This is a genomic window from Rhizobium phaseoli (assembly GCF_003985125.1).
Lineage (GTDB): Bacteria > Pseudomonadota > Alphaproteobacteria > Rhizobiales > Rhizobiaceae > Rhizobium > Rhizobium phaseoli.
Window position 1 is genome coordinate 201,092 of the sequence record NZ_ML133565.1, and the last position, 22,117, is coordinate 223,208.

At 59.2% G+C, this 22,117-nt stretch carries 18 protein-coding genes; 7 read left to right on the top strand and 11 right to left on the bottom strand.

Annotated elements, in window-relative coordinates; all coding sequences use genetic code 11:
- Window positions 1–229: 229 nt before the first annotated feature.
- Window positions 230–2,107: a HAMP domain-containing methyl-accepting chemotaxis protein gene (locus tag EFD56_RS00940; protein WP_012490148.1), complete on the top strand. Its 1,878-nt coding sequence runs from the start codon at window positions 230–232 to the stop codon at window positions 2,105–2,107.
- A gap of 234 nt (window positions 2,108–2,341) precedes the next feature.
- Window positions 2,342–4,105: a putative bifunctional diguanylate cyclase/phosphodiesterase gene (locus EFD56_RS00945; RefSeq protein WP_012490146.1), complete on the top strand. Its 1,764-nt coding sequence runs from the start codon at window positions 2,342–2,344 to the stop codon at window positions 4,103–4,105.
- Between the two features lie 37 nt (window positions 4,106–4,142).
- Here the strand turns inward: EFD56_RS00945 and EFD56_RS00950 are convergent, their stop codons facing one another.
- The 9 genes from EFD56_RS00950 to EFD56_RS00990 form a co-directional block, all read right to left on the bottom strand.
- Window positions 4,143–5,798 carry an alpha-keto acid decarboxylase family protein gene (locus EFD56_RS00950; RefSeq protein ID WP_012490145.1) on the bottom strand — a complete coding sequence of 552 codons (1,656 nt, stop codon included), beginning with the start codon at window positions 5,796–5,798 and terminating at the stop codon, window positions 4,143–4,145.
- 38 nt (window positions 5,799–5,836) lie between these two features.
- Window positions 5,837–6,661: an MBL fold metallo-hydrolase gene (locus EFD56_RS00955; protein WP_012490144.1), complete on the bottom strand. Its 825-nt coding sequence runs from the start codon at window positions 6,659–6,661 to the stop codon at window positions 5,837–5,839.
- Between the two features lie 126 nt (window positions 6,662–6,787).
- Window positions 6,788–7,816: a sugar phosphate isomerase/epimerase family protein gene (locus tag EFD56_RS00960; RefSeq protein WP_184347199.1), complete on the bottom strand. Its 1,029-nt coding sequence runs from the start codon at window positions 7,814–7,816 to the stop codon at window positions 6,788–6,790.
- A gap of 128 nt (window positions 7,817–7,944) precedes the next feature.
- On the bottom strand, window positions 7,945–8,883 hold the full coding sequence (iolE, locus tag EFD56_RS00965) for a myo-inosose-2 dehydratase (protein ID WP_126904437.1): 939 nt from the start codon (window positions 8,881–8,883) through the stop codon (window positions 7,945–7,947).
- Entirely contained in the window at window positions 8,849–9,406 is a 558-nt protein-coding gene (locus EFD56_RS00970) for a hypothetical protein (RefSeq protein ID WP_037146400.1), read from the bottom strand. The genes iolE and EFD56_RS00970 overlap by 35 nt, the downstream gene beginning before the upstream one ends.
- Entirely contained in the window at window positions 9,403–10,521 is a 1,119-nt protein-coding gene (locus EFD56_RS00975; RefSeq protein WP_037114274.1) for a ferritin-like domain-containing protein, read from the bottom strand. Before EFD56_RS00975 ends, EFD56_RS00970 begins: the two co-directional genes overlap by 4 nt.
- A gap of 94 nt (window positions 10,522–10,615) precedes the next feature.
- Window positions 10,616–12,487 (bottom strand): GMC oxidoreductase, encoded by a 1,872-nt coding sequence (locus EFD56_RS00980; RefSeq protein WP_037146398.1) that lies wholly within the window; start codon window positions 12,485–12,487, stop codon window positions 10,616–10,618.
- A gap of 93 nt (window positions 12,488–12,580) precedes the next feature.
- Complete coding sequence (locus EFD56_RS00985; RefSeq protein ID WP_012490138.1) at window positions 12,581–14,008, bottom strand: glycoside hydrolase family 15 protein; 1,428 nt, start codon at window positions 14,006–14,008, stop codon at window positions 12,581–12,583.
- A gap of 263 nt (window positions 14,009–14,271) precedes the next feature.
- Window positions 14,272–14,616, bottom strand: coding sequence for a helix-turn-helix domain-containing protein (locus EFD56_RS00990; RefSeq protein WP_012490137.1), 345 nt, complete (start codon window positions 14,614–14,616; stop codon window positions 14,272–14,274).
- A gap of 179 nt (window positions 14,617–14,795) precedes the next feature.
- Here EFD56_RS00990 and EFD56_RS00995 point away from each other — a divergent pair, with 179 nt between their 5' ends.
- Together EFD56_RS00995 and EFD56_RS01000 are read left to right on the top strand one after the other, a co-directional pair.
- On the top strand, window positions 14,796–15,434 hold the full coding sequence (locus EFD56_RS00995; RefSeq protein ID WP_037146396.1) for an acyl-homoserine-lactone synthase: 639 nt from the start codon (window positions 14,796–14,798) through the stop codon (window positions 15,432–15,434).
- Between the two features lie 157 nt (window positions 15,435–15,591).
- Complete coding sequence (locus tag EFD56_RS01000; RefSeq protein ID WP_004672081.1) at window positions 15,592–16,317, top strand: helix-turn-helix transcriptional regulator; 726 nt, start codon at window positions 15,592–15,594, stop codon at window positions 16,315–16,317.
- A 16-nt stretch (window positions 16,318–16,333) separates the two neighbouring features.
- Here EFD56_RS01000 and EFD56_RS01005 read toward each other — a convergent pair whose 3' ends face one another.
- Window positions 16,334–16,798, bottom strand: a complete 465-nt coding sequence (locus EFD56_RS01005) for an Lrp/AsnC family transcriptional regulator (RefSeq protein WP_010021586.1) — start codon at window positions 16,796–16,798, stop codon at window positions 16,334–16,336.
- 125 nt (window positions 16,799–16,923) lie between these two features.
- Between EFD56_RS01005 and alr the strand changes: the two genes are divergently transcribed.
- The 3 genes from alr to EFD56_RS01020 all read left to right on the top strand — a co-directional run bounded on the left by alr (window position 16,924) and on the right by EFD56_RS01020 (window position 20,457).
- Window positions 16,924–18,057: an alanine racemase gene (alr, locus tag EFD56_RS01010; RefSeq protein ID WP_012490136.1), complete on the top strand. Its 1,134-nt coding sequence runs from the start codon at window positions 16,924–16,926 to the stop codon at window positions 18,055–18,057.
- Between the two features lie 30 nt (window positions 18,058–18,087).
- On the top strand, window positions 18,088–19,356 hold the full coding sequence (locus EFD56_RS01015) for a D-amino acid dehydrogenase (RefSeq protein WP_004672077.1): 1,269 nt from the start codon (window positions 18,088–18,090) through the stop codon (window positions 19,354–19,356).
- Window positions 19,357–19,437: 81 nt separating this feature from the next.
- Window positions 19,438–20,457 (top strand): helix-turn-helix transcriptional regulator, encoded by a 1,020-nt coding sequence (locus EFD56_RS01020; protein WP_004672075.1) that lies wholly within the window; start codon window positions 19,438–19,440, stop codon window positions 20,455–20,457.
- A 245-nt stretch (window positions 20,458–20,702) separates the two neighbouring features.
- On the opposite strand, the gene aptA is transcribed toward EFD56_RS01020, so the two are convergent.
- A complete protein-coding gene (gene aptA, locus EFD56_RS01025) occupies window positions 20,703–22,037 on the bottom strand; it encodes an omega-aminotransferase AptA (RefSeq protein WP_012490134.1) in 1,335 nt (444 codons plus the stop codon).
- Window positions 22,038–22,117: the final 80 nt, after the last annotated feature.

Here is a 22,117-nt window from a genome sequence, read left to right on the forward strand (position 1 = left end):
AGCCTGAAGGCGTCCCATTGCGCTGATTTTCGCGCCCGGAAAAGTCGTAATTCTTGTTATTTTCCAGTAACTTTTAGTGGAGCTGGCTTGAGATTGATCGCGGAAGTAATTGCGGTGACCGGAGATTTCGAAACCCGAACGAATCTCTTGGTTTAGTTAACACTAAATTGTCGAATCCGATGGGAGATTTTGCCTTAACCGGCAGCGACCGTCCCAAGAGGAGACCCGCATGAAACGCCCGAGCATCAAGCAAGCACTCATCCTAAAGCTATCCATCATCAGCATGTTCATACTTGGTCTGTCCTACGTCTCGCTGGACACCATTTCCTCGCTTCGCGCAAATGCTGAGCAGGTCGGTACCTTCTGGGTGCATCGGCTGGTGACAGCGCGTGAGATCAAAGCAAACTTTCTTGATCTGAAACTTGCCCACGCCCGGTACTTGCTCGAAGACACCGCGGAGAACGACAAAACCGAAAAGCAAGCGATCGAAGCTGCAGCCGCTGGGCTCGAGACGGTCGTCGGCGAATACGAAAAGGGCGTGCGCACGGAGCGCGGGCGCCAGTTGATCAATCAGATAAAGCCGGAAATCGACAAATATCGCGCGTTGGCGGAGCAAATGATTGCGCTCGAAGATAGCGGCAAGACAGCTGAGGCAGTCCGGCTGTTCAAGGAGAAGATGGAGCCGCAGGCCGAGTTGGTGAACAATGGGGTAGCGGATCTGGTGGCATTCATTCTCAGCCAGACCGAAGGCTTCGTGGCGGCAAGTGATGCTTCCGCGAAATCCGCTTTCATGCTGACTGCTGCGATCGCCTCGCTGGCCTTGCTCGTGGCTATCGCGGGTATCGTCTTTGGGATTTCCGGCATTGCCAATCCGATCCGCAATACGGCGTCCGCCATGAAACGGTTGTCGGCTGGAGATCTCGACAGCGATATTCCTTATGCCGGCCGTGCGGACGAAATCGGTGAAATGGCCGGCGCAGTTGAAGTGTTTCGCCAGAATGCTCTCAACGTTGTCAGGCTTGAGAAGGAAGCTGCCGAATCCCGCAGTGAGAGCGAGGCGGCGCGCGCCGCAGCCCAGCAGCGTGCCGAACGCGAAGCCGAGCAGCTGCGCTTTGCAACGACTACCTTGGGCGGAGGTCTCCGGCGCCTTGCCGCGGGCGACATATCCTTCCAGCTCTCGGAGCGATTTGCCGCTGAATACGAAGCATTGCGCGACGATTTCAATACTTCGCTGCGGCAATTGGGCGCGACGATCGGCGCCGTGCTTCAGACGGTGCACAGCATAGACAATGGCACCGGTGAAATAGCATCCGGTGCCCAGGACCTATCGAAGCGCACGGAACAACAGGCCGCTTCCCTCGAGGAGACCGCCGCCGCGTTGGACGAGATTACCTCGAATGTCGCGATGGCGACGAAACGCACCGAGGAGGCGCGCAATATCTCTGTGGAAGCCAATGTCAGCGCCCAGCGCTCGGCAAACATCGTGTCGGAGGCGGAGCAGGCCATGCGACGCATCGAGGACAGTTCGCAGCAGATTTCGAATATCATTGGCGTCATCGACGAAATTGCTTTCCAGACGAACCTTCTGGCGCTCAACGCCGGTGTCGAGGCAGCGCGCGCAGGTGAGGCAGGAAAGGGTTTTGCGGTCGTCGCACAGGAAGTCCGCGAGCTCGCCCAGCGTGCCGCGCAGGCGGCCAAGGAAATCAAAGGTCTCATTCAGAAGTCGTCGACCGAAGTCGAGCACGGGGTCAAACTTGTTCTCGAAACCGGGACGTCACTGAAATCGATCGGCGAACGCGTTGCCGAAATTAATCGAGCCATGGAGGCGATCGCCACCTCGGCGCGCGAGCAGGCGACCGGGCTTTCCGAAATCAACACCGCCATCAATCACATGGATCAGGCAACTCAGCAGAATGCGGCGATGGTCGAGCAGTCCACGGCCGCCGCCTCTTCACTAGCCTCAGAAGCAAGCCGCCTGCGCGAACTGGTCAATCAGTTCCAGTTGGATGGTGACAGAGGTCCAGCGAATGTCCAGTCCAATACTCGCTCGTTGGAAAGCCGCATGCCGTCGCAAGTGGTCGCTCTGCGGCCCGCGATGCGAAGGTAAACTTGCCGCCGTGGTCAGTCTTGTCAGTTTGAAGGGAAGACTCCCTGATGAGAATAATGGCGCCGCAGCTTCAGGCTGTGCTGCTGTGGACAAAGAGGTTCCGGAGGAAGCTCTTTGTCCACAGCCTGCCCTGGTCCGACGCCGGACATTGCCCGGCATTCGGCGAATTTGGGATCTGCAGCGGTCGGATCACGCCGGCGGGTTGCTCTCGATTAGCACTCTTTAAAATGTTCGATGCGACATTCGGGCGAACGAAATAGCGAGATCGCCTTGAGCAACAAACGATCCAGGACGAATGTCGAGCTTGAGAACCTGCTTCGCCAGCTTGGGCTGGCCCTTGAAGCGTCCGGGATCGGGATCTGGCAGCACAACATCGCAAGAAATCAGACGCGATGGGATGAACAGCTCAAATTGATCTATGGCGTTCCGAAAGCGCCGCTCGATGTCATCTGGCTGGACAGTATCCATCCTGACGACCTGGTGGCGACAAACGAAATATTTCTGCGCGCGATCGAAACCAAATCGGATTATGCATCCGAGTTTCGCATTATTCGGCCGGATGGCGCGACCCGCTATCTGCGTTCGCGCGCTCGTTATTTCGTCGATGCCGCCGGCGATCCATGCTTTGTGGGCGCCGAATGGGATGTGACGGACGACGTGCTTCTCAACAAGGAGCTGGAGCGGAGCCGGACGGAGGCGCGCTTCGCGGCCGATCACGATCACCTCACCGGCCTGTTGAACCGGCGCAGCTTCGATTTCGCCCTGTCCGAACTTGCCAGGCAGGAGAGCGTCAAGGTTGCGCTTCTTCATATAGACGTGGACCATTTCAAGGAGATCAATGACCGCTTCGGACATGCGGTCGGCGACCTCGTTCTCTGTCACGTCAGTAAAATTCTGCTGGAGGCCATTTCAGCCGGTGACGTCGCGGCACGGCTCGGCGGCGACGAATTCGCTGTCGTCATCACCGAGGACGAGTGTGACAGGACGATAGCTGTGCTCGATCATATTCAGAGACGTCTGGAAAGCCCACTTCCTGTCGGCGATCAGACGCTCATCGTGCGGTGCTCGATTGGCGTTGCCAGCGCCATGAGCGCCGATTTCGCCAGACTGCTCTCCCAATCCGATCTGGCGCTGTACCATGCCAAACGCAACGGCCGGAATCGGGCCGAGATTTTTTCCGACGAAATGGCGTCGACGCTGGCGAACGAAAGGCAGCTGGCCCAGGATCTGCGGTCCGGGCTGGCGCTCGGCCAGATCCGCCCATTCTACCAGGTGCAGGTCGACGCCAGATCTTTCCGGGTGAACGGTGTCGAAGCTCTGGCGCGGTGGCATCATCCCACTCGAGGAATTCTCGCCCCGGCGCATTTCCTGTCCATCGCCTCGTCGAATGGACTGGTTGCAGAGCTTGACGACGTCGTTCTGAAGGCTGTCCTGTCGGATATGAAATCATCCGCGCTGCTCGAAGGCATCCGCGTGTCTGTCAATCTGTCCGCCGATCGTCTCGATGATCCCGAGCTGGCGGCGAAGCTCGACGGCTATGACATCCCGTCCGGTCGATTGAGCTTCGAGCTGATCGAGACAATATTCTTGGACAGCCTGAGTGACCAGGTGCGGCAGAACATCGAGGCGATCAAGTCTTTCGGTATCGACATCGAAATCGACGATCTCGGGTCCGGGCATGCTTCCTTGCTGGGTTTGCTCGAGCTGCGGCCGGATCGGGTCAAGATCGATCGCCAGCTGGTGACGCCGATCCTGCAATCGGTGCCCAGCCGCCGGCTGGTCGGCTCATTGGTCGACATAGCGCGGGCGCTGGATATGGAAGTGATCGCCGAAGGCGTCGAAACGCTCGAGCATGCCAACGTGCTGGCCGCCCTCGGCGTCCACACCCTCCAGGGTTATGCGTTCGGACGACCGCACTCGTTTGCCGACCTGTCGGCGCGATTGGAGCAGGAGACATTCGATTGCCAGTGGGCCGACGTTGTTGGGGCCAGTCGCTAACGAGTGGTTCTGCGCTTTGCTTAAAAGCGGAGCCGCTCTAGCTTGCTTTCCAGTTCGCATTATTGGGAATTGACCGCTGAGGCACGACGACCTGGATGATGGACGGACTGTTCAGGTTTTCTTTTGCGGCGTTTATGGCGTCCTGCAGTTCGCCATAGGTGTCCACTTTCCAGCCCCGGCAGCCAAAGACCTCTGCCAACTTGCTGTAATTCCATCGGTGCAGGATGCAGGAATTGTAGAACGGCGTGTTGCCATGGAAAACCGATGCATCGGCAAGCCATTGCTCCACGCCGTAGATGCCGTTGTCCATCACGAAGATGATCGGGTTGAGATTGAAGCGGGTTTGTGTCGAGAGGCATTGAGCGGTCATCTGAAACCCGCCATCTCCGGCAAAGACCAGCAGCCTCTGTTTAGCTTGTTTCGCCAGCGAAACCCCAGTCGCGGCCGGGCCGATATAACCGATCGCCGAATAGGATGATTGGACGATGAAACCGCGGCGAACCCCCACTTCAAGAAGCAGGCTCCCGAAATAATTCAAGCTGGCGTCGGCACCAACGATGGTATTTCCGTCGATCTGCTGCTGAATGAAATCGTAGAAGCCCTGATAGGTTATTTCGCCCGCCGGATCCACAATCGGCGCTTGTCGGGCCGTTTTCGCCGGAAGGCTTTGGGCTTTGCATGTCAGCCTTTTGTCGATCAAGCCGTTGACGAGATCCGCCAGCGAAACCTGTGAGTTGAAGATCGTGCCATATTTCACCGTATCCCAGGAGGCGAATGCGGTTTTGTCGAGGTCGATGGGCCAGCCCAAATCGTTGATATCAGTCAACCAGACGCCCAGCGCCAAAACGAAGTCGGAGTCTTTGACCAGAGACTGGACATAGGGTGACGACGATTTCCCATCGAACACGCCGGCAAATTGGACATCGTCTTCCGACAGGATGGCCTTGCTCAGAAGCTCGGTCACGTAGGGAATTTTGAGGTCCCGAATGAGCCGCTCCGCCTGGTCGTGAAGACCGAACCGGTCGATTTCGACGCCGATCCAGATCAGCGGTTTGGTGGCATTCTGCAATTTATCGCTGATTTGCGCGATCGACTGATTGAGACTGTCCTCGTCGGATATGTCAGGCGCCGCTTTCAATGAAGTCGACGGGCGCGCGCATTCCAGGTCGACCATATCCTCCAGCAACTCGATATAAACCGGACGTCTTTCCGTGATGCACTGTGTCAGCGCATAATCTATGAGCATTGGCGCAAGATGAGGACTGTCGATGCGAACAGTCGCGGCCGTGATGTATTCGAACACCTGACGATCCGTTTCCCGTCCGCTGATGAAGTGATGCGAACTATAGCCGGTTTGTTCGAATCTCAGCGTTTTCTGGATGCTTGGCGCACCGTTGATCAGGACGACCGGCACTTTCTCGACGTAGGATCCGGCGATCGCATTTGTCGCACAAAGCGAGCCTGCGGAATAGGTGACGCACAGCGCGCCAATTCCTTTCAGTCTCGCATAGCCGTCGGCCGCATAACCGGCATTCAGTTCATTCACCTCTTCGATGACCTGAATATCGCTTTTCTCGACATAGCTGTTTACCCATTCGATCGAATAATCGCCCGCCACGGAAAACAGGTGTCCCAGGCCCAGTTCGCGAAGTCTGTCGACCAGATATTGTCCAACCGTGTATGTATCGCCCATGTTCCAGCGGCTCCCCTGTTGACGAGAATTGACGCATACTAGAATTCGCTCGCGTTATCGAATAAGCGCGGTATGTATATGTCGAATATTCCTGGGCATTTTCGTTCGGGAAATCTTTCCAGCAGGAAGCGCTTGAAAGCATCATTGGTGAGTCCGTTGCCGGCGGCCTCCACGGCGACGGACAAATACTCTATATTTTTGGCAACCTCGTTCTTGTCCGCCGGAAAGCCGTGACCGGGAAGGAACAGCTCATAGTCGGACAGCAGCATGCCCTGCAAAATCCCGATCCAATGCTCCATGTACTTCGTCAGATAAAGGTGCGTTCCGCTGTAGATCAGGTCTTGCGCAATAAAAACGCCCACATCCGGAAGACCGATGGTGAGGAGAAAATCGATCTCCGTATCAACGACCTCATCAAATACATATTTGACTCCGTCGATGATCTCGTGGCCGGCGCGGACGGTTTTTTCGGGAATTACCAAGCTCTTCGGAGCGAGGTTGCCCAGTTTCCAATGGTCATTCAGGGAATCCTGGCCATGCTGCCTCAGGAACTCCTTCGTTTCCGACAATGCATGAATCGGAATGTCGCTGAATGCGGCTCCCAGGCCGAACCAATGGTCGGGGTGCCTGTGCGACAGGTAGATCCGGTCGATCTCCTTGCCGATACTGTCGGCATAGGCCCTGAATTGCAGCGCATAGGGGACGAGGAATTGCCCATCGACAAGAACAAGCTTGTTCCTGCTCTCGATGATGTGCGTTGCATTGGCGATATTGTCATCCGTGAACGCTGAAATGAAAGTATGAATACGGACATCGCCTGCTCGCCTGACGATTTTAATGGGATCCGGCAATTGCGCCACCATAGGTATCTCCCTGATTGAAATGTCGTTTTCTGAGGTTTGACGTCACCCGGGCATGGCGGAGACGTGGTTCCCCAGCATTCTGGCCAGCATTCCCGGACTGTTTCCGACATGTGCGCCGGAGCGCTATCACGGCTGAGATCGACGGCCGTGGGACGCGATCTTTTCCTCCAATGTCCTCAGGGCGGCGCGCGCAACGTCGTAGGCGCTGTCGACGCCCGTCTGCGGCGCGTCCTCACCGGGCCGCCAGAAGCGTCTGCGTGTCATTCGCATCGAGCTCTCGAAGGGGGGAATCGCGTTGAAGACTTCGACGAGATAAGGGCCGGAATAGACCGGCTCAATTTCGTCCAGCATGATCTCCCAGGGAATCCAGCAGTCGCTGACAGCGCCCCGGTCCGGCGCTGAGATATGAACGTAATTCAGCCGGCTCTGCTGTACTGCCCGGGCGACATTTTTCCGGAAGGTTGCCGGCCCCTGGCTTTCCATCACGACCTGGGCTGTATCGATCGTGACGCCACAGACCGGAATGTCAGCGCTTTCGAGAAAATCCAGCGCTTCCGAGACCATTGTCGGCCCGGGCGTTTCCCAATTCTTGACGGGTTCGATGGCGAGCTTCACCCGCTTCTCGGCGGAATATTGCGCCAATTCCCGGAAGATGGAGGCGGCCGCCGCATATCGTGGCTTCATCCAATCCTGAAGCGCGTCGCTCCAGATCCCTTCACCGTCATCCGTCAGCGGAAAGACACCATAGGGGTACAGGAATGGCCCCGACATGATCGTATTCTCCCCGCCCAGCACCGAGGTGATGTCGACGCGGGATTTAAGATAGGACAAAGCCTGCCTGCGCTGTTCCTCGTAAGGCGAGGTCGGATCGAAGCTTCGCGTGGTCCCCACATTGGTTGTGAACTTCACATCCCGGAAGCCCGCCCGATCGAACGCTCGTCTGAGGCCGAAATAGCTTTCGACCTCGGCGTGATGATCGGCATGGGCCGGTCCCGGGGCGATATGCACATCGAAGCCGGTGTAGCCGATCTCGGTAAGAGCTTTCAGATGTCTGACGAGAACCTCGGTATAGCCCGCGTCATTCGGCCTCAAATCCGCTGTAAACATAAAGAAGCTGAAATATATATCTCGCCTGCGTGCCTCTTCCATCTTCATCGCTCCAGCTGTGGCTATCCAGGAATGCGTGGTTCAGGATGATGTCTCGCCCGGCATTGTGATGAGGCGAGATCCGTCCCCGCCTCCTTCACATCGCCATCCGGCTGAAACAAACGGTCGGCGCCGGGCTACCATCCAAGCAGCTTGCGCAGATATTCGCGGCCCATTTTCGCGTATTGCAGCGGATTGGCCTTGGCGGGGTCCTGCTCCGCCTCGATGCAGATCCACCCGGCGAAATCCGCCTCGGCCAACGCATCGAGGATCTCAGGAAAGGTCTCTATGGAGCCGTCGCCCGGGACGGTGAATATCCCCGCCTCGATCCCTTGCTGGAAGGACAATTCTCTGTTGTGAATGTTCTTAACAACCTCGGCGCGAATGTCTTTCAGGTGAACATGCTTGATGCGGTGGGCGTATTTTCTGGCCAGCGCTAGCGGATCGACGCCGGCAGCCGCCTGGTGCGCGGTATCGAGAAGCATGTTGACCAGGCGAGGATCCGTCTCGTCCATGAGCCGGTGGATCGCTTCCGTCTTCATCACCCCTGTTCCGAGATGCGGGTGATAGCAGAGCCGGCGGTTGCGGGCCCTGGCTTTCTCGCCGGCTGCATGCAGGCCTTCGATCAGCTGTTTCCATTGGTCCTCGGAGAATTCGGGGCAATTGGGAAACAGGGCGACCGGAAGCGGATTGACCGCTCCGCCAAACTCGGAGACGACGAGATCGGCCCTGCGCGGATCGTCGCTGCCGCCCTCCATGGCTTCGAGGAAGTCGAGCTGAGCATCGATGCTTTCAAGCGTGTGACGATTCATCGCCTTGATGGTGAAGTAGGTGCTCACCCAAGGCTCGGAAATCCGCAACCCCCTGAGTTCGAGGACGGGGCGCAAGATTTTCGGATCCGTCGGATATTTATGGCCGACGCCGCATCCGACATAGCCGGCGAGCGCCATTTCACTCAGAGCCTGCTCGTAGGGGATGCCGATGTCGATGTTGATGAAATCGTCATTCCACCAGAGCGTGGGGATGACGCCGAGCCAGACCTTAGCGGGCGTCAGTCGATGCAGATAATTCGTCATGGCGATGATCCAGTTCATTGAAGACAAGCGGAAGTGGCGTCAGGTCAGGTTTTGGAACGGGGGCCGGAGCCGGAATTTTCGGTGGAAAGGCCCAGGAGCCGAAACCCTGCCCCTTGGCGCCCGGAGGGTGGGCTCCGATTGCCTTCCAGAGCAGACCCTCGATATAGGCATCGGGAGACACGACGAAGGTGGTATTCGCAGGCCTGGGGCCAAAGCGCTCCGTCCAAGCGGAGGACAGCTCGAACCAGGTGCCGGAATACCAGAGCTTGATCAGCGCGCGGGCCACGTCTCCCAGCAATTCATTGCCGAGAATGGTCGTGCGCACGGCGTGGATACGGGCCTCGCTTTCCGATGGTGGCAGGGCGGTGAAAGCGGCCAGCAGTGCGTCGGTGATCTCGCTGCCGACCACCGTGTCGAGCGTGGCGAGATAGCGTTCTGCCAGGCCGGTTCCCAGAAGATCGAAGTAGGAGAAGGCCGTCAATTCGACCGATAGACCAAGAAATGGCTCGAAACGGCTGCTCATGCGTTCACCTCCGCCTGCCGGGTGACGGCTGGCTGTTTGATACCGCCGGGGATCTCATAGGTGGGGCTGCCATTCTTGCCGGGATGCCCCGGCAGCGGATTGCGGATGAGTTCGAGGATCATGTTGCGGAATTCGAACATCATCGGAACGGCTTCCAGCAGCAGGTTTGGCTGGCCGTTATAGGCACGCGTCAAAAGCTGGAGAAATTCGCCATAGCGCATGTTGAAGGCGATCGCCGCCTCATGCAGTTCCGAACCTTCGAGTATATCTTTTAGTTTCAGGTTCTGTTTTACAGGATAGGCGCCCTCCCAATCGACCTGCAGGTGTGGACCCGTGGGCTGGCCGGGCTGGTCGCCCTTCTGGTAGTAGCGGCCTTTGACCAGCTCCTCGAAACGATAGTAATGGGCCAGTTCGTGGTCGTCATCGTCGTAGATGCCGCCGCCGTCGCCTTCGCCCTGTTCGATGATGAGCTCGAGCGCTTCCTGGGCACTTTTCAGATCGGTCACCGCAAACAGCTCGCCGCCTCCGGAGTAATAATATTCCGAGGTGATCTGGCGCGACCTGTCGCCGGTAAAGATGGTTGTGCCCGCCCCATGCGCTTCGGCTTCCAGGTATTTGATGCCTTCCGCGATGGCCGAGTAGAACTCGCCGATACTGTAGAAATGGAGGTCCTCATGTCTTGGATGGCTGGCGAGCGCGGTGATACCAGCGGGAGTTTTGCGGTGCATCAGGCCCTTGCCGACGAGATGTTCAGGACGCTGGGCCGGCCGCTCGATTTTCAGGAAAGTCGCCAGCGCCTCATGGCCGAATGCCTGGATGCCGACCTTGAAATCGGTCTCACCGTCCGGCAGGGCGGCGGGATAGCTGGCTACGAAGTCCGGCCTGACAAGATCCGGCTTGCCGCCGATGGCATTGAGAATATTGGCCGCGATCGTCAGATGCAGCATTTCTTCCACGACGATTACGCGCAGAACCTGGGTTGCGTCCTGGTTGACGCCGGGCTTGATCGAGTAAAGCGCCGTCAGATACGGCGGAATCGTCGCATGTTCGAGCTGCATCGCCCGGTAGAGAAACTCTTTCAGCTCATCGAGCGTCTTGATACTATAGGAATCCATGCTCATGCTCCGTGAAAGATAAGTTGGGTGCACCGGCCGGCTGTCACTTGCATCGAACCCACAAGTTCGTCCCGCGCTGGATGCCGGTCTTCGTTCAATGCAGAGACTTCAGAATCTCGCGACCGCTTCGGAAGCACATGGCGGCCAGCGTCAAGGTGACATTGGCCGTGCCGATCGTCGGCATGCTGCCGCCGCCCACGAGATAGAGATTTTCGTGGTCCCAGCTGCGCTGGTTCTTGTCCACGACGGAATTGGTCTTCGTCGTTCCCATGATATGGGTGCCGGCCAGATGATTGCCGCCGCGGATCGCATAGCCTTGTCCCTCATAGGCCACATAGCCGTAATCGCTGGGGTCGTAACGGGTATGGTCCTGCGCGCCCACGCGGGTAAAGACGGTGCGCGCAAATTGGCGGCCATAGGCGGCACCCTTCATGGTATATTCCGGAACCGTGAAGGACAGGATGGGCCGCATGTTGCCCAGAGCATCGGTATATTGCGGATCGACCGTGATGCGGTTGCTTTCGACGGGCATGACCTCGATCATGAACGCCAGCAGCAACTGCCGCGAAACCTGGTCGACCATGCCGCGCCGAAGATCCGCTCCGTAGAGGTTGCGATCATCCACCAGTTCCAGAAGGTCGGAGGTCGGCGCACCCGTGGCCCAGCCCCAGCCGTCGTTATGGATATCGATGGCGAAGGCGGCCTGCTTTTCCCGGAAAGGGCCGTCCCGCAGGTCGACAATACCGCCCGTCGAACTGGTTCCGCGCATCGTGCCGCAGATCTCAGGCATCAGCGCCCAATTGAGCAGGTAGGCGTGGTCCATCAGATTGCGTCCGACAAGACCGCTGGTGCTGCGCAGGCCGGAGGCCAGCATAAGACGCGCGGTTTCGATGGCGCCTGCCGCAAGCACGAACACCTTGCCCTTGACGGTGATGGTCTCGTGAGCCGGTGAGGCCGGGTCCTTGTAAATCTTGACCTCGAGAGAGCGGACCTTCCCGCTATCCGGATCGATGTTGACCTTCGAAGCGACCGCCTGCGGCAGCAGTTCGACAAGCCGCTCGCCGCCTTTGCCGTTTGCCGCGAACGCCTTGGCAAGCGTTTTGCCGGAGTGGTAGCGCGCTTGCACGGGACAGAGCGGTACGCAGTTGGTATTGCCCTGGCACCGGCCGCCCTCTTCGACCTGATGCGTATCAACGGCGCCGATTGGACGGTAGCCCTTCCCACCGTCATAGGCCGGGTTCGGTATGCCGTTGCGACCCTGCGGATAGGGCCTGACCTTCAGGGAATAGGTCTTGTCGTAAAGTTCGACACTGGTGCCTTCGATGCCCTTGCTGACCTGCTGATCCAGATAGGAAAGCGGCAGTCCTCGCATGGGAAAGACATAGTCATCCGGGAAGGTCTGCCCGAGATATTGCTGATCTTCGACATTCGCCGATACGCCGATTTCCCGCTCGGCAAGGCGGTAATCCTCCTCGACTTCCTCAAAGCTCAGCGGCCAGTCCAGCCCGTGGCCGAAAAGCGTGCGCGTCTTGAAATCCGAGCGAAGCAGGCGCGGCGTTTTCGCCTCCCAGTGCATGGTCGTTCCGCCGAAAATACGGGTATATACCGTATCGCTGACATAAGGGCCGGATTGAACGATATAGTTCGAACTATCGGTTTCTCCCGCCTGCAGCTTGCGAAGCTGCGGGCTGCGGGGTATGGCCGCGTTCGCATTCAGCGGAAAGGGCGACTGGTTGTCCTTGGAGGCTGCCGAATAGAAAGTCGTCAGCAGATTGTCATAGCCTGCCAGAGTGACATTGGAACCCGTTCCGGCTTCAAGGATAAGGACACGTTTGCCCGCTTCCGCAGCCTGCTTGGCAATGATTGCGCCCGAAATGCCGCTGCCGACGATCACGATGTCGTAGTCGCCAGACTCTGCGACGGTCTTGGCGTCAGCTCTTATGGCCGATTCGAGGGGAAAAAGCACTTTGGTCCTCCATTAATCCCGGAAAGCCGATCAGGGCTTTGCGGATCATGCCGTTCTGGACTCAATCGAGATCAGGCCTACGGCCTTCAATCGTCATGATTTCGGGCCGCGAGAGTTTCGGGGCTTGGACTTGGCGGCCGGGGCGGCGGCGCGGGCCCTGACTGCCGAGAGGAAGGAGGCATAGCTCCAGGTCAGATTCCGGACGCTTTTCTCGTAGCCAACGGTTCCATCGAACTGTTCGCTCAGTTCATAGTGATCGCTGTGATAGACGATGGCGCGCAGCATGGCGTCAGACGAAGCCCGCAAAGCGGCCGACGCGTCGGCGGGGCTGCTGGATGCGCCAAGTCCCAGTTCTGCGAAGAAGGGTTCGGAGAATTGATCGAGGGGGAGGGCGCCGCTGGCCTCGATGGTATTGGCAAGCCGATATTGAAACTCGGCGAAGTTGGCGGTGCACAGAGCCCAGGGATGCCCGCCGGCAACAGGAGCCGCCACATCGCCATCGTAATGATCGCCTGGATAGCGCCCGAAGAGTGGTCCGAGCCCTTTGGCCGCGTCGGCGCCATTGACCGGGTAATAGTTCGAAGACGAAGGATCGGCCCACTGGCGCCGCAGGATGGCCGCCGTTGCCAGAAGCTTGGTATCGGTCGGCTCGATCCCGCCATAGCAGACCGAAGAGACGATATCGATGTTCGCGTCGTAACCGGCTTGCTCCGCGGCATCTAGAATGCTCACATAGAGCTGCCCGTTCCAGTGGGTTGCCAGCTGGCTTTCCAGCCAGGAGATGGCATCGGCCACCCCTGCAGGCACCGCAATGCCGATCGTGTTTGTCGAAATTTCCCGGAAAAAGCGCAGCTGTACGGCTCTTGCGAAAAACGAATAGCCCTCGTATTCCTCCCAGAGATTTGTGGTCTTGTTCTGGTAAACTTCGAGAAGATAAGAGAGGTTGGCCTCGACCAGTTGTTTGGCGATCGTCTGGGTGGCGCCATCCAGCTGATCGAACAAGGTCATGATCGCAATCGACTGAATGGCCGGCCCATCATTCTGCTCCGACCACGGACGAACCTCGCCGGTGATGGTGAAGCAGGCGTGGCCAAGTGTGACGGTATCGGAATTCTTCGCATTCGCCTGGCAGAGCGCGGCGAAGTTCACATAGTCGACGAGGCTCGGCAAAACCCCGCCCGGAACGGGCAGCAAGCCGGCAAGCGCGATCTCGATGGCCGTAATGGCCCCGTCGCGGACCCAGTTGAAAACATAGTCCTGGTCGACACCCGGCGTGTTTGCTGGATAGGAAGGTGCGGCGATGACGCAGCCGGGGGCGGAGAAGACGCCGGGCGATGCCGGATCCTCGATGACATAGCCATCGCTGGTGATGTTGCGCATCATCAGAAGAGAAAAATAGCGCGACAATGCGACCAGATCGGTCTGCGCGAAGGCAGGCCGCGGTTTGACTGTCGGCGCATTGGCGCCGATATGGGCCGCGTTCGCACCCGTCATTGACTGACTCCAAAGCGCAACTGTCATTGACTGACTCCAAAATCGGTTGAGACTTGCCGGGGACCAGATCGAGAAATATTCCAGACCCGGACGGGAGAAATATTGCGGTCGAATGGGCGTTCAGAGTGAACACAAAGTCTTTGCGGAGGGCAGGGTGGCTGGCTGCCTGCCGCCCTACCCTCGGTCGCCGCTGCTGAACCTTTAACTAGAAAGATCGTCGACGATCCGCCTTTTATCAACCTAAAGGTGTTGACCTCAGGTCAAAAAATCTTGGAGAATTGCGCTTGGCGTTACGGGTGTTCCGGCGGGATGGATTCGACCAGTCCGACGAGATTGGAGCGTGTGGCCGCAGACCGGTTGCGCAACGCTAGAACCATTTGCAATTCGGTGGCGGAGATCGCGCTGTTCCTATGCCAGTCCATTGTGCCGCGCCCGAGCAGCAGCCAGTCGAGGGAGACATCCAGCAGGTCGGCGAGCGCGCAGGCGCTTTCCAGCGAGGTATGACCGCCATTCTGCCAGCGTGAGACGGCGGCGACGGACACGTCCAGTTCGGCCGCCAGGGCGTGAACTTTCCGGAACTTGCCGCGGGATATCGCCTCCCGAATACGTTTGCCGCGTGCCATGTCGTGGGTCATCAAGAATCCTCCCGTTGTTGCGATAAAATTGGCAATTACCAAGAGCTTTCGGTCGACGAATATCAGCTATTTCTTATGGAAGGGGACGGCAAAGCCAAGCACCGGTCAACCTGGTGAAATATCCAGATTGCGCCCGGTAGGCCTCCTGTTGAACCGTCAGCACATCAGGAGGGACGGATATGTTGCGGATACTCACCAAAGACATGCTCGAGACCGATCGACGGGCTTTCGATGAAATGTTTCGGGCTCGCGCCGCCGTTTTTCGAGATCGTCTGGGATGGCAGGTCGATGTCCGGGATCAATGGGAGAGGGACCGATACGACGAGGCTGAGGATCCCGTCTATCTCGTCACGCAACAACCTTCCGGCACGCTGACGGGTTCGCTGCGCCTGCTGCCGACCACCGGCGCGACGATGCTCAAAAGCGAGTTCCGGCATTTCTTCGATCAGCCTATCGACGTTGATAGCCCGACGACCTGGGAATGTACCCGCTTTTGCCTTCATCCGCATGCCGGCGATATGAAGCAATCGCGCGCAGTCGCCACGGAGCTGCTCTCAGGGCTTTGCGATCTTGCGCTCGACACCGGCATCGAAAACATTGTCGGCGTCTATGACGTCGCGATGGTCGCGGTGTACCGGAGGATCGGCTGGAGGCCGACGCCGCTTGCCCGATCCCGGCCCGAGATCGGCAAGCTGTATGTTGGTCTATGGGATGTGACGGCGGACAATTGTCGGACACTTAGGGCCAACCTGTCCCGACTTCTGGAGCAAGCCTCTCCCTATCCTGCCAGATTCCTTGTCGATGGCGGCATGCGATAGGCGCCGTGTCCCAACGCCCAGCAGTGGGATAGGTCTCACCGGTCTTTAACTTGTTCTTCATATCGTGCCATGGTTGCCAAAAATATACTGTTCTCGGTAATCGTGAAATGTTACCATCGCGAGCAGTTCAAAAAATACGCAACCATGAGTCCATCTCATGCTGAGCAGTTCTCGTTTTTTCTACTGTCTGGACCGGATCTCCGCATCGCCGACATTGCAGGATCTGGAAACGACGCTGGACGAAGTCCGCCACATCTATGCGATATCGCATATGGTTCTCCATGTGACCCGCTTCGCGGGCGCCACGGACAGCAATCCCCTGCTGATGCTGACCTATCCGCCCGAGTGGGTGAAACAATATCGTGACCGGGACTACTTCAGCATCGACCCCGTCGTGCGTCTCGGCCGGCGTGGCTTCCTGCCCGTGGAATGGTCCGCATCAGGATGGGATTCAGGCCGAGCCTATGGCTTCTTCAAGGAGGCCATGGCCTTCGGTGTCGGCCGGCAAGGCGTTACCCTGCCCGTGCGCGGACCGCAGGGGGAGCGATCGCTGTTTACGGTGACCTCCAACCACCCCGACGCCTATTGGCGGCAATTCCGCATGGACAGCATGCGCGACCTGCAGTTTCTCGCCCACCATCTCCACGATCGAGCCATGGTCTTGTCGGGCATGAGAAAAGTTGCGGATTTGCCGCGATTGTCACGCCGCGAACTGCAATGCCTGGAGATGACCGCCAATGGCTTGCTGGCCAAGCAGATCTGCGCCCGCTTGTCCATTTCGGTCAGCGCAGTCCAACTCTATCTCGCCTCGGCGCGCCGGAAGCTGACCGTTGCCACGACGAGCGAAGCAGTTGCTCGGGCCACGGCGCTCGAACTGATATAAGCGTGCCGATCCCTGTTTATCGCCGGCCCTTGGTGCGTGTCGCCAGAACGTTGCGAATCGAAAAGCTGGAATGAATCCTCAGAACGCCGGGCAAGGTCGAAAGAATTTCCTTGTGGATCCGCTCGAACTCGCCCGCGCTGGCGACCTCGACGCGCAGCAAATAATCCGAACCACCGGTCATCAGAAAACATTCGCGGATTTCCGGATGCCGGCGGACCGCCGCCTCGAAGCGGTCGAGATGCTCCTCGGTCTGCCGTTCAAGCGTGATGTTGATGATAACGGCGATCATTTCATCCGCATTGCCGGTGTCCACCAGCGCCGTATAGCCGCGGATGACCCCTGATTTTTCCATGATCTTGATGCGTCTCAGGCAGGCCGAGGGTGAAAGGCCGATCTCGGCGGCGAGTTTGGCGTTGCTCATGCGCGCGTCCAGGCGCAGCAGTCTGAGAATATTGCGATCGATGAGGTCGAGGGCAGGCATGAACGTTTCCTTCAGATCATGATTTATTATGCGAATAATAGACCGCACGTGCAATAATCAACGACAGAATCATCGGCAATTTCGCTCATTATTTCATAAGCTTCTGACATTCAGATGGGGTGGACATGGATAGCGACATTTTGGGTTCCCGCGAACGCACCGTTACGATCACGCAGGGAGCCACCGGCTATCTGACGATCGATCTTGCCGCACTCGGCCGCAATTATTTGAAGCTCGCGTCGATGCTGGCGCCGGTCCGCGCGGGAGCCGTCGTCAAGGCCGACGCTTATGGTCTCGGCGCCGAACGGGTCGCCCAAACGCTCTATGATCAGGGCTGCAGGCATTTCTTCGTCGCCCAGTTCGTCGAGGCCGTGAGGCTGCGGCCAGCCCTTGCCGAGGATGCCCAGATATTCGTGCTGAACGGCTTGCAGCCAGGCAACGAGGTCGCCTGCGCCGAAAGCGGTATCATTCCGGTTCTCAATTCGCTCGCGCAGTGGCGGCAATGGTCGGCGACCGCGCGCTTGCTGACGCGCAGCCTGCCGGCCGTTCTGCAGTTTGACACCGGCATGTCGCGGCTCGGCTTTCCCTGGGAAGAGCGAGCCGAATTGGCGGCAGTCATCGGCGACGGCGCCAATGTCGAGATCCTGTTCATCATGAGCCACCTGGCCTGTGCCGACGAGCTGGATAGCGGCCAGAACGGCGACCAGCTTGCCGAGATGGCGCGCATTGCCGATGAATTTCCGGGCTTCGACATCTCCTTCGCCAATTCCGGCGGCGTCTTTCTCGGCGATGCCTATCATGGCGTGCTCGCCCGCCCGGGCATCGCCCTTTATGGCGGCGCACCGAACGCCGGCGGCACGAACCCGATGGAACCGGTCGTCAGGCTGGACGTCGCCGTCGTGCAGACGCGCACCGTACCTTCGGGCGCCAGGATCGGTTATGGCGGCGCGCATGTGACGCGCAGAGAAACCCGCCTTGCCACCATCGCCGCCGGCTATGCCGACGGCCTGCCGCGCAGTCTCGGCGATTGCGGCGCCGTCTATCACAAGGGTATCCGTCTGCCGATCGTCGGGCGCGTGTCGATGGACAGCGCGACTGTCGATATCACGGCTTTGCCCGAGGGGGCGCTGAGGCTTGGAAGCCTTGTCGAAGTGCTTGGCCCGAACCAAACGCTGGAAGACGTGGCTGGCGCTGCCGGAACGATATCTTACGAAATCCTAACTGGTCTGGGCGATCGTTACGACAGGCAATATTGCTGAGAGCCGGCCGGCATTGTTCTTGAGGAAATCATGAAAGTCATCGTTCTGGGGGCCGGCATCGTCGGCGTCACATCCGCCTATCAGCTGGCCAAATCAGGTCATGAGGTTACCGTCGTCGACCGGCAATCGGGGCCGGCGCTGGAGACGAGCTTTGCCAATGCCGGCGAGGTCTCCTTCGGTTATTGCTCGCCCTGGGCAGCCCCCGGCATTCCTGCCAAGGCCATGAAATGGCTGTTCATGAAACATGCGCCGCTCATCCTGCGCCCGAAACTCGACATGGCCATGCTTGCCTGGATGACAAGGATGCTGTCGAACTGCACCTCGGAGCGTTACGCGATCAACAAGAGCCGCATGCTGCGCCTTGCCGATTACAGTCGCATCGCGCTCGCCGAGCTTCGCGCCGAAACCGGGATTGCCTATGACGAACGCATGCAGGGAACGCTGCAGCTGTTCCGAACGCAGCAGCAGCTCGATGCCTCGGCGAAAGATGTCAAGGCGCTGGCGGCGGACGGCATTCCCTATGAGGTGCTGGACCAGGACGGCTGCATCCGCGTCGAACCGGCGCTGAGGCACGTGCGCGAAAAGATCGTCGGCGGTCTGCTGACGCCGAAGGACGAGACCGGCGACTGTTTCAAATTCACCAATGCGCTCGCCGCCCAAGCCGAAGCGCTCGGCGTCCGCTTCGCCTATGGCACGACGATCAAGGCGCTGGACGTCGAAGCCGGCCGCGTGCGCGGGGTCGTCACTGATCGCGATCCCGATCGCGAGCGCCAGCGGATGAGGGCAGAGGCCGTGGTGGTTGCGCTCGGCAGCTATTCGCCGCTGCTGCTCAAGCCGTTCGGGATCCGCCTGCCGGTCTACCCGGTCAAGGGCTATTCGCTGACCATCCCGATCACCGATGCCTCCCGTGCGCCGGAATCGACCGTCATGGACGAAACCTACAAGATCGCCATCACCCGGCTCGGCGACCGCATCCGCGTCGGCGGCATGGCCGAAATATCAGGTTATACCAACGATCTCGGCCTCGCCCGCCGCAGCACGCTGGAGCATTCGGTCACCGATCTCTTCCCCGGCGGCGATGTGTCGAAGGCCTCTTTCTGGTCAGGCCTGCGTCCGATGACGCCCGACGGTACGCCGGTCATCGGCCCAACCAAGATCGCCGGCCTTTTCCTCAATACCGGGCATGGCACCCTTGGCTGGACGATGAGCACCGGCTCGGCCCGGCTCATTGCTGATCTTGTCAGCGGCGCCAAGCCGGAAATCAATGCAAAGGACCTTGCCATCAGCCGTTACACCTGAAATCTCACGAGGTGACGTGAAACAGAAAGGTGGTTATCTGTAGGAATTGGTTATTATCCAAGGGAATTTTCGATATCCTATATGACCCTTTATTCGCATAAGCCTGCCGATACCAGTTCCGCCCGCCACTCTGCAACGCAGAGCTTCCCGTTTCGGGAAACGGCCGAAAGCGGGACGGATCCGGACGAACTTTCGGAAGCATTGTCGACGCCGAAAGCTTCGATCAAGATTACTGCCGATGGCAATATGCCGATCGCATACAGCTGCAATTTCATCTCGCTGGGAGATGTGAGCGTTGGCGATTGCGCTTATGAGGGCACGATCTTCTCCAAGCGGGAAGGGATCAGCGAAAAGATGGCTATATTTCTGCCGACGGAAGGGAATATGTCTTTCGGGGGAAGGCAGGGGCCGATCTATTCGGTCCCCGGCCGCGGTACAATCCTGGAGCCCGGCCGTGCCAGGGGCACCGCCATTTTCGGCACACGCCGTCATCTCTGCCTGTTCATCGATCAGGCGAGCATCTCCAGGCGCCTCACGCATATGCTGGAGCGGACGATCAGCGCCGATCTCGATATTCATCCCGATATCGATCTGACGGCCGGTGCGGGACTCGCCTTGCAGAAAATCGTCGCCAACCTTCACGGCGGTCTTACCGGCAACGGGCCGTTGCGCCGCTCGCCGCTCGCCGTCAGTTCGCTTAGCGACGCGGCGATCTATCTGCTTCTGGAGAGTTGTCCCAATCGCTATTCGGATGAGCTCGGGGCGAGCGCGCCGATGCCGGCTCCTCGGCACGTGAAATGGGCCATCGATTTCATGCACGAACATATCGCCGAACCGATCTCGCTCAGCGAGATTGCGGCGGCGGCCAAGGTGAGCACCCGGACTTTACAGCAAGGCTTCCGGCAGTTCAGGAACACCACCCCGATCGCCTACCTGCACGAAATCCGGATGGTCGCCGCTCATCGCGATCTGCTCGAAGCCGGCTCGAAGCAGGCCGTCGCCGATATCGCGCTCAGATGGGGCTTTACGCATCTCGGACGTTTTGCCGCCGAACATAAGAAGCGGTTCGGCCAGCTGCCGTCGCAGACCTTGAAGGTCTGATCTAGGCAAGCCTGCCCATGGCCGGCCGCATATTCTGCGGTTGGTCATGGGCGTGATCCGGGCTTCGCGTCAGCCGGCTGCGATGATCGTCAACGTGCGGGCGGTCCGAGAGCGGCGGGCGGCGTCAGAATTCTTCCCACTCGCTGCTTGTAATGGCGCCGCTGCCATGGTCTCGCCGGTCTGGCAGACCAAGGGTACGTCGGCCATTCCCCGTTTTATGGCGAGATACTTCGATGTCGGGCAGCCTAGGCTGCGCGCTTCAAGGCGTCCCCAAGCGTCGAGACGAGCGTGTCGATCTGGCCCTTCTCGATGATCAGCGGTGGAGAGAGGGCGATGATGTCGCCGGTCACGCGGATCAGCAGTCCCTTGTTGAAGCAGTCGACGAAGACGTCGTAGGCGCGTGTTCCGGGAGCGCCATCACGCGGCGCCAGTTCGATTGCGCCGACCAGGCCGAGGTTGCGGATGTCGACGACAGCAGGCAGGCCCGCTAGCGAATGGAGGGCGTCCTGCCAGTAGACGGCCAGGTCGGCTGCGCGGGTCAGCAGCCCTTCCTCATCGTAAATTTCGAGCGTGGCGAGGCCGGCGGCGCAGGCGACCGGATGGCCGGAATAGGTATAGCCGTGGAAGAGCTCGATCGCATTTTCCGGGCCGACCATCAGCCCGTCATAGACCTTGCGGCTGGCAAAGACCGCGCCCATGGGAACAGCGCCGTTGGTCAGGCCCTTCGCCGTGGTGACGAGATCGGGTACGACGCCGAAGTAATCCACCGCGAAAGGTGTGCCGAGGCGGCCGAAGCCGGTGATGACCTCATCAAAAATCAGCAGGATGCCGTACTTGTCCGCGGTGGCGCGCAGCTTTTCCAGATAACCCTTCGGCGGCAGGACAACACCGGCCGATCCCGACATCGGCTCGACGATGACGGCTGCGATGGTTTCGGCGCCGTGCAACTGCACCAGGCGCTCGAGATCGTCCGCGAGTTCGACGCCATGCGCGGGAAGCCCCTTCGAAAAGGCATTGCGCCCGATATCAAGCGTATGGCGCATGTGATCGGCCGGGATCTGCGGGAAGACGCGCCGATTGTTGACGAGGCCGCCGACGGAAATGCCGCCGAAGCCGACGCCGTGATAGCCTTTTTCGCGGCCGATGATCCGGGTGCGCGTGCCCTGGCCGATCGCGCGCTGATAGGCGATGGCCATCTTCAACGCCGTGTCGACCGATTCCGAGCCGGAGCCGGTGAAGAAGACCCGGTCGAGCTTGGCGTCAGCCCCGCCCGGCGCGTTCGCAGCAAGCTTGGCGGCGAAGTCGAAGGCGATCGGATGCCCCATCTGGAAGGTCGGCGCATAGTCGAGCGTGGCGAGCTGCCGCTCGACCGCCTGGGCGATCTTCCTGCGGCCGTGGCCGGCGTTGCAACACCAGAGGCCGGCCGTGCCGTCCAGCACCCGGTTTCCATCGACGTCGGTGTAATACATCCCTTCGGCAGCAGCCAGCAGGCGCGGCGCGGCCTTGAATTGCCGGTTGGCGGTGAACGGCATCCAGAAATTTTCGAGTACGGGCGCGTTCGTCTTGCTGATCTGATCCATCCTGGCCTCCTTTGAAATCGCCCGGAGAATGGCAATTTCCATCCTTCAAACAAGTCCTTTTCTTTTCCGATGCAAGTTAT

Bases quoted from the DNA above. Each gene is read 5' to 3' on its own strand.
- aptA (WP_012490134.1), bottom strand. From the start codon at position 22,037: ATGGATCAGATCAGCAAGACGAACGCGCCCGTACTCGAAAATTTCTGG.
- EFD56_RS00975 (WP_037114274.1), bottom strand. From the start codon at position 10,521: ATGGATTCCTATAGTATCAAGACGCTCGATGAGCTGAAAGAGTTTCTC.
- EFD56_RS00940 (WP_012490148.1), top strand. From the start codon at position 230: ATGAAACGCCCGAGCATCAAGCAAGCACTCATCCTAAAGCTATCCATC.
- EFD56_RS01000 (WP_004672081.1), top strand. From the start codon at position 15,592: ATGCTGAGCAGTTCTCGTTTTTTCTACTGTCTGGACCGGATCTCCGCA.
- EFD56_RS00955 (WP_012490144.1), bottom strand. From the start codon at position 6,661: ATGGTGGCGCAATTGCCGGATCCCATTAAAATCGTCAGGCGAGCAGGC.
- EFD56_RS01020 (WP_004672075.1), top strand. From the start codon at position 19,438: ATGACCCTTTATTCGCATAAGCCTGCCGATACCAGTTCCGCCCGCCAC.
- EFD56_RS00960 (WP_184347199.1), bottom strand. From the start codon at position 7,816: ATGAAGATGGAAGAGGCACGCAGGCGAGATATATATTTCAGCTTCTTT.
- iolE (WP_126904437.1), bottom strand. From the start codon at position 8,883: ATGACGAATTATCTGCATCGACTGACGCCCGCTAAGGTCTGGCTCGGC.
- EFD56_RS01005 (WP_010021586.1), bottom strand. From the start codon at position 16,798: ATGCCTGCCCTCGACCTCATCGATCGCAATATTCTCAGACTGCTGCGC.
- EFD56_RS00945 (WP_012490146.1), top strand. From the start codon at position 2,342: ATGCGACATTCGGGCGAACGAAATAGCGAGATCGCCTTGAGCAACAAA.
- EFD56_RS00970 (WP_037146400.1), bottom strand. From the start codon at position 9,406: ATGAGCAGCCGTTTCGAGCCATTTCTTGGTCTATCGGTCGAATTGACG.
- EFD56_RS00950 (WP_012490145.1), bottom strand. From the start codon at position 5,798: ATGGGCGATACATACACGGTTGGACAATATCTGGTCGACAGACTTCGC.
- EFD56_RS01015 (WP_004672077.1), top strand. From the start codon at position 18,088: ATGAAAGTCATCGTTCTGGGGGCCGGCATCGTCGGCGTCACATCCGCC.
- EFD56_RS00990 (WP_012490137.1), bottom strand. From the start codon at position 14,616: ATGACCCACGACATGGCACGCGGCAAACGTATTCGGGAGGCGATATCC.
- alr (WP_012490136.1), top strand. From the start codon at position 16,924: ATGGATAGCGACATTTTGGGTTCCCGCGAACGCACCGTTACGATCACG.
- EFD56_RS00985 (WP_012490138.1), bottom strand. From the start codon at position 14,008: ATGACAGTTGCGCTTTGGAGTCAGTCAATGACGGGTGCGAACGCGGCC.
- EFD56_RS00995 (WP_037146396.1), top strand. From the start codon at position 14,796: ATGTTGCGGATACTCACCAAAGACATGCTCGAGACCGATCGACGGGCT.